14 protein-coding genes are annotated in these 13,919 nt (G+C 59.8%); 7 read left to right on the forward strand and 7 right to left on the reverse strand.

Going from position 1 to position 13,919, the window contains the following annotated elements:
* Window positions 1-137: 137 nt before the first annotated feature.
* Complete coding sequence (locus tag IFT59_RS17925) at window positions 138-1,526, forward strand: dipeptidase (protein WP_092663960.1); 1,389 nt, start codon at window positions 138-140, stop codon at window positions 1,524-1,526.
* Window positions 1,527-1,829: 303 nt separating this feature from the next.
* On the opposite strand, the gene IFT59_RS17930 is transcribed toward IFT59_RS17925, so the two are convergent.
* The gene (locus tag IFT59_RS17930) at window positions 1,830-2,039 is read right to left on the reverse strand and encodes a cold-shock protein (protein WP_062454173.1); all 210 of its coding nucleotides are present in this window, start codon (window positions 2,037-2,039) and stop codon (window positions 1,830-1,832) included.
* A gap of 550 nt (window positions 2,040-2,589) precedes the next feature.
* On the opposite strand from IFT59_RS17930, the gene IFT59_RS17935 reads away from it, so the two are divergent.
* On the forward strand, window positions 2,590-3,069 hold the full coding sequence (locus IFT59_RS17935; protein WP_192087691.1) for a YbaK/EbsC family protein: 480 nt from the start codon (window positions 2,590-2,592) through the stop codon (window positions 3,067-3,069).
* Between the two features lie 15 nt (window positions 3,070-3,084).
* Here the strand turns inward: IFT59_RS17935 and IFT59_RS17940 are convergent, their stop codons facing one another.
* The 5 genes from IFT59_RS17940 to IFT59_RS17960 form a co-directional block, all read right to left on the reverse strand.
* Complete coding sequence (locus IFT59_RS17940) at window positions 3,085-3,459, reverse strand: hypothetical protein (protein ID WP_139283901.1); 375 nt, start codon at window positions 3,457-3,459, stop codon at window positions 3,085-3,087.
* A gap of 95 nt (window positions 3,460-3,554) precedes the next feature.
* Window positions 3,555-3,767, reverse strand: a complete 213-nt coding sequence (locus tag IFT59_RS17945; RefSeq protein ID WP_062454175.1) for a hypothetical protein — start codon at window positions 3,765-3,767, stop codon at window positions 3,555-3,557.
* A gap of 277 nt (window positions 3,768-4,044) precedes the next feature.
* Window positions 4,045-4,242 (reverse strand): hypothetical protein, encoded by a 198-nt coding sequence (locus tag IFT59_RS17950; RefSeq protein WP_062454176.1) that lies wholly within the window; start codon window positions 4,240-4,242, stop codon window positions 4,045-4,047.
* A gap of 104 nt (window positions 4,243-4,346) precedes the next feature.
* Window positions 4,347-4,589, reverse strand: coding sequence for a hypothetical protein (locus IFT59_RS17955; RefSeq protein WP_162734899.1), 243 nt, complete (start codon window positions 4,587-4,589; stop codon window positions 4,347-4,349).
* Window positions 4,590-4,700: 111 nt separating this feature from the next.
* Window positions 4,701-4,904, reverse strand: a complete 204-nt coding sequence (locus tag IFT59_RS17960; RefSeq protein ID WP_062454178.1) for a hypothetical protein — start codon at window positions 4,902-4,904, stop codon at window positions 4,701-4,703.
* A gap of 240 nt (window positions 4,905-5,144) precedes the next feature.
* Between IFT59_RS17960 and IFT59_RS17965 the strand changes: the two genes are divergently transcribed.
* From IFT59_RS17965 to IFT59_RS17980, 4 genes are all read left to right on the forward strand, one after another.
* Entirely contained in the window at window positions 5,145-7,706 is a 2,562-nt protein-coding gene (locus tag IFT59_RS17965; RefSeq protein ID WP_192087692.1) for a transglycosylase domain-containing protein, read from the forward strand.
* A gap of 194 nt (window positions 7,707-7,900) precedes the next feature.
* Window positions 7,901-9,802, forward strand: a complete 1,902-nt coding sequence (gene dnaK / locus IFT59_RS17970; RefSeq protein ID WP_062578609.1) for a molecular chaperone DnaK — start codon at window positions 7,901-7,903, stop codon at window positions 9,800-9,802.
* Between the two features lie 94 nt (window positions 9,803-9,896).
* The gene (gene dnaJ / locus IFT59_RS17975) at window positions 9,897-11,033 is read left to right on the forward strand and encodes a molecular chaperone DnaJ (protein ID WP_062454181.1); all 1,137 of its coding nucleotides are present in this window, start codon (window positions 9,897-9,899) and stop codon (window positions 11,031-11,033) included.
* 159 nt (window positions 11,034-11,192) lie between these two features.
* Complete coding sequence (locus IFT59_RS17980) at window positions 11,193-12,371, forward strand: low temperature requirement protein A (protein WP_192087693.1); 1,179 nt, start codon at window positions 11,193-11,195, stop codon at window positions 12,369-12,371.
* A gap of 3 nt (window positions 12,372-12,374) precedes the next feature.
* Here the strand turns inward: IFT59_RS17980 and IFT59_RS17985 are convergent, their stop codons facing one another.
* Window positions 12,375-12,581 carry a SlyX family protein gene (locus IFT59_RS17985; protein WP_430255655.1) on the reverse strand — a complete coding sequence of 69 codons (207 nt, stop codon included), beginning with the start codon at window positions 12,579-12,581 and terminating at the stop codon, window positions 12,375-12,377.
* 197 nt (window positions 12,582-12,778) lie between these two features.
* Here IFT59_RS17985 and recF point away from each other — a divergent pair, with 197 nt between their 5' ends.
* Window positions 12,779-13,903 (forward strand): DNA replication/repair protein RecF, encoded by a 1,125-nt coding sequence (recF, locus tag IFT59_RS17990; protein ID WP_192087695.1) that lies wholly within the window; start codon window positions 12,779-12,781, stop codon window positions 13,901-13,903.
* Window positions 13,904-13,919: the final 16 nt, after the last annotated feature.

A 13,919-nucleotide genomic window follows, 5' to 3' on the forward strand; every position in this document is an offset into this window, starting at 1 on the left:
ACGTTTCTGCCCGCTAGTTGTCCTGAACCAATCAGCCTTTTCCATTGTACGGTGACATAAAGGCTTGCTAGTTTCCGGAACGAGCGTCGCAAGCCACGTCTACAGCGGCGCCGAGCATCCACACACAGGATATTGTTATGACCGAACTTTCCCCCGTTCTTGACCGTGCCGACCAGAACCTCAGCGCCAGCATCGATCGGATGTTCGATCTCGTGCGCATCAAGTCGATTTCGACTGATCCGGCCTTCAAGGACGATTGCCGCAAGGCGGCTGAGTGGCTTGTCGAGGAATTGACGACGCTGGGCTTCGAAGCATCCTTGCGCGACACCCCCGGTCATCCGATGGTGGTCGGTCATCACGCGGGAGCAACGCCGGATGCGCCGCACGTTCTGTTCTACGGTCACTACGACGTGCAGCCGGTCGATCCGATCGAGCTCTGGGAAGATGATCCCTTCGATCCGAAGCTGAAGGAGCTCCCGGGTGGCCGCAAGATCATGACCGGACGCGGGACATCCGACGACAAGGGCCAGCTGCTGACCTTCGTTGAAGCCTGCCGCGCCTACAAGGACGTGCATGGCGCGCTGCCGATCCGCATCACCATCCTGTTTGAGGGCGAGGAAGAATCCGGTTCGCCGTCGCTGAAGCCTTTCCTCGAAGCCAATGCCGAAGAGCTCAAGGCCGACTTCGCCCTGGTCTGCGATACGGGCATGTGGGACACCGACACACCGGCAATCGCTGCCGCCCTTCGCGGACTGGTCGGCGAAGAGATCACTGTCACCGCTGCCGACCGCGACCTGCATTCCGGCCTTTACGGCGGTGCTGCCGCAAACCCGATCCACATTCTCACCGGCATCATCGCCGGCCTTCGCGACGACACGGGCCGTATCACCCTTGAGGGTTTCTACGACGGCGTCGAGGAAACGCCTGAAAACATCAAGGCAAGCTGGGAGACGCTTGGTCGCTCGGCCGAAAAGTTCCTCGGCGAAATCGGGCTCTCAGAGCCGGCCGGCGAAAAGGGCCGTTCGGTTCTGGAAATGACCTGGGCCCGACCGACCTGCGAGGTCAACGGGATCTGGGGCGGTTACACTGGCGACGGCTTCAAGACCGTCATTGCGGCCAAGGCTTCGGCAAAGATCTCGTTCCGCCTCGTCGGCACGCAGGACCCCGACAAGATCCGCGACGCGTTCCGCGCCTATGTGACATCCAAGATCCCGGCGGACTGCAACGTCGAGTTCCACCCGCATGGTGGCTCGCCTGCGATCCAGCTTTCCTACGACTCACCGGCCTTGACCAAGGCGAAGAGTGCACTTTCGGACGAATGGGCAAATCCAGCCGTCATCATCGGCATGGGCGGCTCCATTCCGATCGTTGGCGATTTCCAGAAGATGCTCGGAATGGATAGTCTGCTGGTCGGCTTCGGACTCAATGACGACCGGATCCACTCGCCGAACGAGAAGTATGACCTGAAGTCCTACCACAAGGGGATCAGGTCCTGGGTCCGGATCATCACGGCCCTCGCAAAGTGAGGGCACCGGCGGGGCGCAGCAGACAGCTCCTTTGCCGATGCACGTCCAACTCATACGAAACGAAAAAGGTCGGGCTAGCCCGACCTTTCTGATCCCAATCACAAGTGCCAGTACATCCGTGGTCACTCTTATGGGCATGCAATGCGAAACAGCCGCCGTCGACGACATTGGCTCTAATGTTCATCGTCTCGCGAATTGGTTAATATTTGGTTAACGGCGCTCTGTGCCTTGCTCGAAAGGCATCGTCGGAACGCAAAAAGGCCGGTCGATGACCGGCCTTCATAAATAAATGAAACGGGTATCTTAGACGGCGCGGAGGCTGTCAGCCGATTCCTTGCCGGAACGGCGGTCGGTCGTCAGTTCGAAGCCGATCTTCTGACCGTCCTGCAGCTGGCCGAGGCCTGCGCGCTCGACCGCGGTGACGTGAACGAAAACGTCCTTGCCACCGTCGTCAGGGGTGATGAAGCCGTAGCCCTTGGTTGCGTTGAACCATTTTACAGTACCAGTCGCCATAACGATGCCTTTCTCTTGCAAATGACCGACTGCCCCGTTCGGAATTTCCCGGGGCGTTTGTGTTTCGTATTTGAAGAAAGATCGTCGCAGGCGGGGCAGTTTAGCCACGTGCTGGCTTGTCAAACAAATATCGATGCAGAGGATTTAAGGTCTGGCCGTTTTGGCGTCAAGCCTGCAGGACCGGGCGCAAATCGATCGATCCAGACGCGATCGTGGTGCCCTGCATCCGCTGTCTCGACGCAAGTTCTTGGAGTTGCGGGCCTTTTCGAGAGCTTCAGGCGCTTCCGATATCTCATCGCTCCAGCCCCTCAGAAAACAGAAAAGCCCGACGCGGGAGGAGGTGCGTCGGGCTTCTGAAACTGGCCAACAACTGGGAGGAGGAGTGTTGCCGGCCCCATCGGGGACGCTGGGAGGAGGAGTGCGTCCGTCGATGATTTAAACATACAGCGGAAACGCACAAAAAACAGACGTAATTTCGCACCGCAGCATTGCAAGAATCGCATGCCTCGCGAGACTTGCCCGCTGGATGCGCTTCCGTCATGCTGCGCCCATGAGCCTTGAATCCGTACGCAGCTTTTTCGCGACCCACGCGCCTGACATCGAGATCATCGAGACCGAACAGAGTTCGGCGACCGTTCCGCTTGCAGCACTCGCGCATGGCGTCGATCCTGATCAGATCGCGAAGACAATCTGCTTGCGAGCGGGCGACGTCATGCTGTTGGTCGTAATGTCAGGAAATAGTCGCATCGACAATAAGAAGTTCAGGTCGGTCTTCAGCGCCAAACCGCGGATGCTGTCCGGCGATGAGGTCATGGCAGCAACTGGCCATCCGATCGGAGGGGTGTGCCCGTTTGGTCTTGCGACTGAGCTCCAGGTCTATTGCGACCTTTCGCTAAGGGATTACCCTGAGGTCGTGCCCGCAGCTGGAGCAACGAATGCTGCGATCAGGATAGACCCGGAACGACCTGCAGAACTCACCAAGGCCTTCTGGATCGACTGCGCCAGCCGAACGGATAGTTCGGCCGGCTAGACGGATAAGGTATTCTTAGAAGCGGTCGTTGATGTAACGCTGATACCAGGCCTGCTTGCTGTCGACGGACGCGTTGGCGACGAGATAGCCGATCGCAAAGCCGATACCGCCAATCAGGGTGATCAGGGTCGTGGTTGCTGCAGGATGCTCGCGGACAGTGGCGGCCACGGAATTTGCTTCTTCCGAAACGTAGCTTGCGGCATCGGACGCGCGGCTTGCAACGCGGTCATAAGCAACGCTGCCTTTTTCTGCCAACAGATCACGCAAATTGGCGATCTCGGACTTGAGGCTGGCGATCTCGGAATTAAATGCCGAATTTTCGCTCGGCACATGATCGAAGGATGGCGACTGGGATTCGGTTGGCTTCAGGCTCTTTACGGATTCTGCCATTTTGGCCTCCTGTCTGTTGTTGATCGAGAGCACGGTCAACTTTCGAAGACAGGATATGTTCCTTGAATGGCCCGAATGTCTGTTCGACCGGGAATCTACCGCGCCTTGGCGAGAGTTTCCGCCAATGCAGCCAGTTTCTCTTTTTCGTCGGCGCCCTTTTGAAGCGAGTTGACGAGAATGAGCGCCAGTGCTTCTGCATCTGGACTGCTTTTATCGATGTGGTGCTCGGAGCAGGTCTCGTCGAAGACTTGCTGCAATAGGTTGAGCTGGCCGGAACTGACCGGCTTGCGGATAAGCTGACTTGGCATTTGCCCCTCACGTGCGGATGGCGAGGCTCCTCCCCATACCCCTGGGAGCCGCGATCAGGCTAAAAGACTTATCCGCTTGCAGCCTCCAAACCTCAGCGAAGGAAACGAGTGGATGCAGCCGGCAGTGTGAGATCTGACTAATTGAATAGCAATAACAAGATCGCACGGGTGCAATTTAGGGGGTTATTAACAATAGCCACACCCTTATCGCGAGCCACGCCGCCCGGCGCGCTTGTCACCGGACGGCGTAGATCATCAATTTCTCTCGGACCACGAATCAGGCAGCGCCTGCCGGGTCTCCCGTCGGCATCAGAGCCGGCTCCAATGTGGGATCCTGCGGGTTTTTCGTATCCCCCGGATCCTGCGTCGGGGTCAGCGGCGGCTTTTCCTGCGTGCGGTCGGGCACTCCACCAGTCCCCACGGGACCACGGGGAGTCTCGACGCCGGGAGTTGGCAATGGGTCACGATTCGGCATGAATGCCTCCTTTGTCTCAGGGTAGGTCTAGAGGAAACGGCTATAACCATTGATTGTTCCGGTCCGCTCCTCGGGCAGGGCTAGCGCTGGACGCGGATCGCGGGTCAAATCCAGCGTCGCCTGTCGTGGGGCCGGGACGAAACGCCCAGCAGATAACCGAGTAGAAATGCCGCCACGCCAATGGATGCGGCAACGGATGCAGTAGCGGCCGGGTGATCCACAGCATGCGCTGCGACCATTCCCGCTTCGTCCTTCACCTTCGCGGCTGTGGATTTTGCTTTTTCAACGACGCCCGTTTCAGGGTCGATATCACCGGTGAAGCCGACATTGAGTGGTTTTCTCGCCATGGTCATCTCCTTTTGAAGACAATCCACGGGCCGGAATGAAGTTCCGTCCGCAAGACGCGACTGGGCATGCAGCGCCGCCGTAGCGGGTTTGCGGGCAAGGCCACCGAGCTTCTACATGAGCTGCAACTTCGACAGCGCCTCTCGCGTCAGAAACACATCGGTCTTTCCAGCCTCATAGGCCGGATGACTGAATTCAAACATGCCGCTGGAAAAGACACCGTTATGTGGCATCTCGAGCGCCTGCTTGACGCTAACGAGACCGACCGGAACACGCCGGTCGCCATTGATGACCACAGCCTCAACGATCCTGTTCATGCACTCCCCTCCTCCAAGGTGGAACTCAAACCGATCCGACAGGCAAATTACCGTATATAGAAAGCAACTGTTTTACGTAGAAATCCAGCCTTTTTTAGGCGGCACTCATATTAAATAGCGTCCGATCGGATTTTACATCTCCTTAAATCGCCGCATTTACACTGCAGCGAGATAACTCGGGCGACAATTTGTGAGAACAGCGCATTCAGGATGCGCGTAACGGGGATATGCCGGCTCATCATGGCAGCCAGAAAATCGGACAAACGCGTCGAACCGTCTTTTGGCGGATCGCAGGACAAAGATGACTTCCGTCTCGACGCGGACGACCGCATCATTGGCAATGGACGCTCCACCCGGCGTGCGCAGAAGGCCGATGACGAGTACGACGATCTCCCGCCCCGCAAGACACGCAAGCAGTCCGACCCGTCCAACGACCGCGACAGGTCTTCGCGCAAGGCATCGTCAAATCGCGGTGGCGACAATGGTGGCTTCTTCGCGCCCCTGAAACGACTGGTTTACTGGTGCGTCGTCCTGTCGATCTGGGCAGCGATCGGCATCGGTGGACTTGTTCTCTACTACGGCGCGCAGATGCCGTCTGCCAGCAGCTGGACCATTCCAGACCGTCCGCCAAACATGAAGATCACCGCGACCGATGGGTCGGTCATCGCCAACCGCGGCACGACTGGTGGCGAGGCGCTGGCGCTGGAAGACATGTCGCCCTACCTGCCCCAGGCCGTCATGTCGATCGAGGACCGGCGCTTCTATTCCCATTTCGGCGTCGATCCGCTGGGTCTGGCGCGCGCCTTCGTCAACAACCTGACAGGCCAGCCGATCCAGGGCGGTTCGACGATCACCCAGCAGCTTGCCAAGAACCTGTTCCTATCCCCGGACCGCACGTTCGAGCGCAAGATCCAGGAAGTGCTCTTGTCCTTCTGGCTGGAGACGAAATTCACCAAGGACCAGATCCTGGCGATGTACCTCAACCGGGTGTACTTCGGCGCGAACGCCTATGGTGTCGAGGCCGCTTCGCGTCGCTACTTCAACAAGTCGGCACGGGACGTCAACCTCGGCGAGGCGGCAACACTTGCGGGTCTCTTGAAGGCGCCCTCGCGGCTTTCGCCTGCCAGAGATCCGAAAGCGGCCGAAGAGAGGGCACAGGTCGTTCTCGGGACGATGCGGGAAGAAGGCTACATCACTGACAGCGACCTCAAGACCGCGATGGCGCAGCCGCCTTCCAACGCCAAGAGCTCCTGGAACGGCGCCCAGCACTATGCCGCAGACATGGTGGTCGATGAGGTCAAGCGTCTGATCGGGGAGCCGAAGGTCGATGTCGTCGTCGAGACCACCGTCGATCTGCGTCTTGAGGAAGCCGCCGAAAAGGCTTTGAAAGATGTGCTGACCAAGGAAGGCGGCAAGCTGAACGCCTCGCAGGCGGCGCTTGTTTCCGTCGATGCGACTGGCGCAATCCGCGCAATGGTGGGCGGCCGCGATTATGCGCAGAGCCAGTTCAACCGGGCCGTCAAGGCAAAGCGCCAACCGGGCTCCGCGTTCAAGCCGTTCGTCTATGCCTCGGCTCTCGAGGCGGGCTACAATCCGGACACGATCGTCAACGACGCGCCTGTCCGCATCGGCAACTGGACGCCGGAGAATTATGAGAAGGAATACAAGGGGCCGGTTCCGCTTTCCTATGCGATGGCCCATTCGCTCAACACCGTCGCCGCCCAACTGGTGATGGCGGTGGGGCCTGAAAAGGTCGTGTCGATGGCGCATCGGCTCGGCGTCGATTCCGACATCCAGCCGAACGCCTCAATCGCGCTCGGGACATCGGAAGTCTCGCTGACGGAGCTCACCTCGTCCTATGCGGCCTTCATGAACGGCGGCTACAAGGCGACGCCTTATATCGTGAAGCGGATTGCCGATACGGACGGCAAGGTTCTCTATGAGGCCGATTACACCAACCCGCCGCGGGTTCTCAGCGCGCCAGTTGCGGCTGCCATGAACAGCATGATGTCGGGCGTCGTCCGTGACGGCACCGGCCGGGCCGCGCGCCTCGATGGCTGGCAGGTTGCCGGCAAGTCCGGGACGACCCAGTCGTTCCGCGATGCGCTGTTCGTCGGTTATACCAGCATCATGACGACAGGGATCTGGTTCGGCAACGACGACGGCGCCTTCATGAAAAAGGTGACGGGTGGCGGCCTGCCGGCAAAAGCCTGGAAGGAATACATGACGGTTGCAATGAAGGGCTATACCCCGACGCCACTGTTCGGTTTCAACAGCGGCCTTCAGCTGCCACCGCCCGTCGAGGAAGAACAATCGCCATCGACATCGATTGGCGACATCATTTCCGGCATCATACCGGGGGCGAGCGATCAGCGAGAAGCACCAGCGCCGGATAATTTTCCGCCAGCTCCGCGTGCGCCGGTTCAGCAGGCGGCACCTCGTGGAGAAGCCTCTCTCGAACAGCCGGCACGCAGGCCTCCGCCCGCAACGCGCCAGCAAGTCCAGCCTGCCCCACCGGGCCAGCCCGATTGCGCCTATGGTGACAACGCGGTCTGCAACACCGGGACGGTTTATGACAACAGACCGCCGCCGCGACAGTATCGCGAAGGCGGTTCTGCCAACCGGGCGCAACAAGGAGAATACAGGGATTACCGCGAATATCGTGCCCCTTACGATAGCCAGGCACCGGTGCCGCCCGGCGATGTCGGCGGCCGCCCGATGCCGCCTTCGGACGTCGGACAAGTCTACCAGCCGCAGGAAACGCGTCGCACGACGCTGTACGATATCCTCATGGGCCAGTAGCCCGTTAGAAAGACAGAAGGAAAATTGCATTTTTTTGCGTGAATGCAGGCGAATTCCCGCCTTGCAGTCCGAAAAACCCGTCCTTATATACCCCGCATGACAGCAGCCGGTGCTGCGAAAATTCCCAGTCGAGGAACTGTCAAAGGAATGCCTTTCACGGGGTTCCGACAGTTCGCTTAAAGGAGAGAGAAGATATGGCAAAAGTAATTGGCATCGACCTTGGCACTACCAACTCCTGCGTCGCCATCATGGACGGCAAGGATTCCAAAGTCATCGAGAATGCGGAAGGCGCGCGCACGACGCCGTCCATGGTCGCATTTTCTGACGACGGCGAACGTCTCGTCGGTCAGCCGGCCAAGCGCCAGGCTGTAACCAACCCAACCAATACGCTCTTCGCAGTGAAGCGCCTTATCGGCCGCCGCTACGAAGACCCGACCGTTGAGAAGGACAAGGGCCTCGTACCCTTCGACATCGTCAAGGGCGACAACGGCGACGCTTGGGTGAAGGCCCAGGACAAGGCCTACTCTCCGGCCCAGATCTCCGCGATGATCCTTCAGAAGATGAAGGAAACCGCAGAAGCCTATCTCGGCGAGAAGGTCACGCAGGCGGTCATCACGGTTCCCGCATACTTCAACGATGCCCAGCGCCAGGCAACCAAGGATGCCGGCCGCATTTCGGGTCTTGAAGTTCTGCGCATCATCAACGAGCCGACGGCTGCAGCACTTGCCTACGGCCTCGACAAGAAGGAAGGCAAGACGATTGCCGTTTACGACTTGGGCGGCGGCACGTTCGATATCTCGGTTCTCGAAATCGGCGACGGCGTCTTCGAAGTGAAGTCGACCAACGGCGACACCTTCCTCGGTGGTGAAGACTTCGATATGCGTCTCGTCGAATATCTCGCAAACGAGTTCAAGAAGGAAAACGGCATCGACCTGAAGAACGACAAGCTCGCTCTGCAGCGCCTCAAGGAAGCATCCGAGAAGGCAAAGATCGAACTGTCGTCGTCGCAGCAGACCGAAATCAACCTGCCGTTCATCACGGCCGATGCTTCCGGTCCGAAGCACCTGACCTTGAAGCTGACCCGCTCGAAGTTCGAAAGCCTGGTCGACGATCTCGTCCAGCGCACTGTCGCACCGTGCAAGGCAGCCTTGAAGGATGCCGGCGTGACTGCCGCTGAAATCGACGAAGTCGTTCTGGTCGGCGGCATGAGCCGCATGCCGAAGGTACAGGAAGTCGTCAAGCAGCTGTTCGGCAAGGAGCCGCACAAGGGCGTCAACCCGGATGAGGTGGTTGCCATGGGCGCCGCGATCCAGGGCGGCGTTCTGCAGGGCGACGTCAAGGACGTTCTCCTTCTCGACGTGACCCCGCTGTCGCTCGGCATCGAAACGCTCGGTGGCGTCTTTACCCGCCTGATCGACCGCAACACGACGATCCCGACGAAGAAGTCGCAGACCTTCTCGACCGCCGACGATAACCAGTCGGCCGTGACGATCCGCGTTTCGCAGGGCGAGCGTGAAATGGCGCAGGACAACAAGCTGCTCGGTCAGTTCGACCTCGTCGGTCTGCCGCCGGCTCCGCGCGGCATGCCGCAGATCGAAGTCACGTTCGACATCGACGCCAACGGCATCGTCCAGGTTTCGGCCAAGGACAAGGGTACCGGCAAGGAACAGCAGATCCGCATCCAGGCATCTGGTGGTCTGTCCGACGCCGACATCGAGAAGATGGTCAAGGACGCCGAGGCGAACGCCGAAACCGACAAGAAGCGTCGTGCCGGTGTGGAAGCCAAGAATCAGGCCGAAAGCCTCATTCACTCCAGCGAGAAGTCGCTGGCTGAATACGGCGACAAGGTAACCGAGACCGACCGCAAGGCGATCGAGGATGCCATTGCCGCGCTCAAGGCTTCTGTCGAGGCTCCCGAGCCTGATGCAGATGACATCCAGGCGAAGACCCAGACCCTCATGGAAACATCCATGAAGCTTGGTCAGGCCATCTATGAGGCCCAGCAGGCTGATGGTGGCGCTGCCGAAGCCGGCAAGGACGACGGTGTCGTCGATGCCGACTACGAGGAAATCAAGGACGACAAGAAGTCGGCCTAAGTCTGGTTCCGTTGACGGATACCGCTAGATAGTCGACTAAGATATCCGGCTGCCATCGTGCAGCCGGAACCCTTTCTGGAGCCGGTTACCGCTTATGGCTAAAGCAGATTTTTACGAAACGCTGGGTGTCGGCAAATCCGCTGACGAGAAGGAGCTGAAAAGCGCCTTCCGTAAGCTTGCGATGAAATACCATCCCGACAAGAACCCCGGCGATGCGGAAGCTGAGAAGAAATTCAAGGAGATCGGCGAAGCCTACGAGACGCTGAAGGATCCCCAGAAGCGCGCGGCCTATGATCGCTTCGGTCATGCTGCCTTCGAACAGGGTGGCATGGGCGGCGGCGGTGGCGGCTTCTCCGGCGGCGCGGGAGCAGGTGGCTTCTCCGACATTTTCGAAGACATTTTCGGCGACATGATGGGTGGCGGCCGTGCGCGCCGTTCCTCCGGCGGTCGCGAACGCGGCGCCGATCTTCGCTACAATATGGAGATCACCCTCGACGAGGCCTATGCCGGCAAGACGGCACAGATCCGGGTTCCATCCTCGATCACCTGTGACGTTTGTTCGGGTTCGGGCGCCAAGCCCGGCACGCAGCCCAAGACCTGCGGCACCTGCCAGGGTTCCGGACGCGTCCGCGCATCCCAGGGCTTCTTCTCGGTGGAGCGGACCTGCCCGACCTGTCACGGCCGCGGACAGACGATCACCGATCCCTGCACCAAGTGCCACGGCCAGGGCCGTGTTACCGAAGAACGTTCGCTTTCCGTGAACATTCCATCGGGCATCGAAGACGGCACGCGCATTCGCCTGCAGGGCGAAGGCGAAGCCGGTGCGCGCGGTGGCCCAACCGGGGATCTCTACATCTTCCTGTCGGTCCGACCGCACGAGTTCTTCCAGCGTGATGGCGCCGATCTCTACTGCGCCGTGCCGATCTCCATGACGACGGCAGCGCTTGGCGGCACGTTCGATGTCGGGACGCTGGATGGATCGAAGTCACGTGTGACCGTTCCTGAGGGCACACAGGCCGGCAAGCAGTTCCGCCTAAAGGGCAAGGGAATGCCGGTGCTGCGGTCTTCACAGACGGGTGACCTCTACATCCAGATCCAGATCGAGACGCCGCAGAAGCTGACCAAGCGCCAGCGCGAGCTGCTGCAGGAGTTCGAGGACATCTCGTCCAAGGAGAACAATCCGGAATCGACGGGCTTCTTTGCCCGGATGAAGGAATTCTTCGACACCTGAGGGCTGTCGCAAAGACGAAGATTGCAAAACGCCGGCCCTGCGCCGGCGTTTTGCAATCTTCGTTAAAACCCTTATAGACACCGCAATCTGCCCAGCCATTATTATAGAGCTGAACAATCCCGCTCTGTAGTTGCGGGACTGAAACAATCGAGACCAGACATGACGGACGGTAAACACTATTGGCTTCGCAAAGACGACAAGCAGGCGACCAAGGCCAACTTCCCGGAACTGTTCTTCGACCTGGTCTTCGTCTTCGCTTTCATCCAGTTGTCAGAAACGCTGGCCGCGGATTTCTCGCTCGGGATCGCCGCCGAAGCGCTGATTTTCATCTTCGCGCTCTGGTGGGTCTGGATCCACACAACCTGGGTCACCAATCTTCTCGATGCCGAAATAGAGCCGGTGCGGATCCTGCTGTTCGGCCTGATGTTTCTCGGCGTCATTCTGGCAATTGCCCTGCCGAGGGCGTTTCAGGACATGGGCCTGTCCTTCGCGCTCGCCTATTCGGCCATGCAGATCATCCGATCGCTGTTTGCGCTCTACGCCTTCCGGCACGCCGATCGGGCCTCCTATGTCACCTTCCAGCGGATTACCGTCTGGCTTTCGGTTTCAAGCGCCTTGTGGATCGCCGGCGGCCTCAGTGAACAGTCCGTCCGGGTGTATTTCTGGATCGCTGCGCTGGCGATCGAATATATCGCACCGATCTTACGGTACCGGGTGCCCGGGCTAGGTGCCGCACCTGCGGAAACGCTTGACATCAACGGCGAGCATATGGCCGAACGTTGCGCGCTGTTCGTCATCATCGCACTTGGGGAAACGATCCTCACCACGGGCAAGAATGCGTCCAGTCATCTGGAAAGCAGCTTGACGCCACTCGTGTTGTTTGTAGCCTTCCTTTCGACCGTGCTGATGTGGTGGATCTACTTCCATGACGGGCAGGAAAAGGCAGCCGACAAGGCGGAAGAAAGTTCAGAGCCACAGGCGACCGCGAATCATCTTTTCACCTACGGTCACCTGCCGATTATCGCTGGCATCATCCTTACTGCAGTCGGTGAAGACTTCGCGCTGTCGCATGCGCACGAGCATGCAACGCTTGCTCAGGCTTTCGCGCTTCTGGGCGGTCCGATCCTGTTCTTAAGCGGCATGATCTGGGTAAAGACGCATTCGACAAAGCATGTGCCATGGTCGCATTGCGCCGGCATTGCCGTCCTTGTTGCCTGCTTTCTGCTTGTTGCGAGCCTGACAACCGTCCACATCCAGATGCTTGCGACGGGTTCGCTTCTGGCCGTCGCAATCTGGGAATATGTGGCCCTGAGGCGCTTTGCCCACGCCGCGGCGTGAGGCTCAGTAGTGTGGCGGGCGTGTGTTGGCCGGCGCTTCCAGCGAGGTTTCCTCGAGGGACAGAAAGCGTACGGTCAGCCGGTCGAGCTTCGCGCGGGTCTGCTCGACGACCTTCCACTGCTCGGCAAGCTGGTCGGACAGTTCCTCGATGACCTTGGCCTGATGCGCCGCCAATTCCTCCAGCTTCAAAATTCGATCGTCGTCGGTCACACTATTCACTCGCACTCGATTTCGGGCCGTCGCCGGATCCTTCCGGCTGAGGCTTTCTCCGAGACTACAGCGTTTGGAGCGGGAAGAAAACGGCGGGCACGGCCTGCAACTCGCTAAGGGTGATGTCAGTTACAGACCTGCGCTTGCCTTCTTGGCGCGAAGTCCTTAGCTCCTACGTGGAAACAACGCGATACAAGATGGCGCAAAAGACTTTCCTTTCCCGGCTGAAGCTGACCGACTTTCGAAATTACACCCAGGCTTCGCTCGATCTCGACGGCCGGCATGTCGTCCTGACCGGCGAGAATGGTGCGGGTAAGACCAACCTTCTGGAAGCCGTGTCCTTCCTGTCTCCGGGCCGTGGCCTGCGCCGCGCCGTGCTGAGCGATGTCACGCGCGTCGGCGCTGCCGCAGGTTTCAGCGTCTTTGCGGATGTGGACGGGATGGAGGGCGAGGTTTCGCTCGGCACCGGCATCGAAGCGAATGACGGCGACGGTGTCAGCCGTAAGCTCCGCATCAACGGCACGCCGGCAAAATCGACGGAGGAACTTTCCGACCATCTTCGTGCCCTGTGGCTGACGCCGGCGATGGACGGCCTGTTTACCGGCCCTTCGGCCGACCGTCGCCGCTTTCTCGACCGACTGGTTCTCTCGCTCGATGCAGGTCACGGCCGGCGGGCGGGCGATTTCGAACGTGCCATGCGCAGCCGCAACCGGTTGCTGTCCGAAGGCCGGTTCGATCCCGCGTGGCTTTCCGCAATCGAGGCGCAGATGGCGGGTCTCGGTATATCCATGGCGGCGGCCCGGCACGAGATGCTGGGACTGCTGAAGACGCTGTCTGCCAATCTCGGCGACACGCCGTTTCCAACGCCCGATCTTTCGCTGGAAGGGTTCCTGGACGGCGCCATGGAGCGGCCAGCGGCGGACCTGGAAGATGAATACCTGGCGATGCTTTCGTCAGGGCGCGGCCGCGACGCGGCGGCAGGCCGGACATTGGACGGGCCGCACCGTGTCGACCTAACAGTTCGTCACCGCGAGAAGGACATCGAGGCTTCGCGCTGTTCGACCGGGGAGCAGAAAGCCCTGCTGATCGGGCTCGTGCTTGCCCATGCCCGCCTGACGGCGGATATGACTGGCCATGCGCCGATCCTGCTTCTGGACGAGATTGCAGCACATCTGGACGAGGGACGGCGCGCGACATTGTTCGATCTCGTGCATGGACTGGGCGGGCAGGCCTTCATGACCGGCACCGATCGCCACATGTTTGCAGCGCTTGCTGATCGGGCGCAGTTCCTGACCGTTTCCCATGGCGGCATTAGCCGCTGAACCTGCTTACACTCGA

Source organism: Rhizobium sp. CFBP 8752 (assembly GCF_014842035.1).
GTDB lineage: Bacteria > Pseudomonadota > Alphaproteobacteria > Rhizobiales > Rhizobiaceae > Neorhizobium > Neorhizobium soli.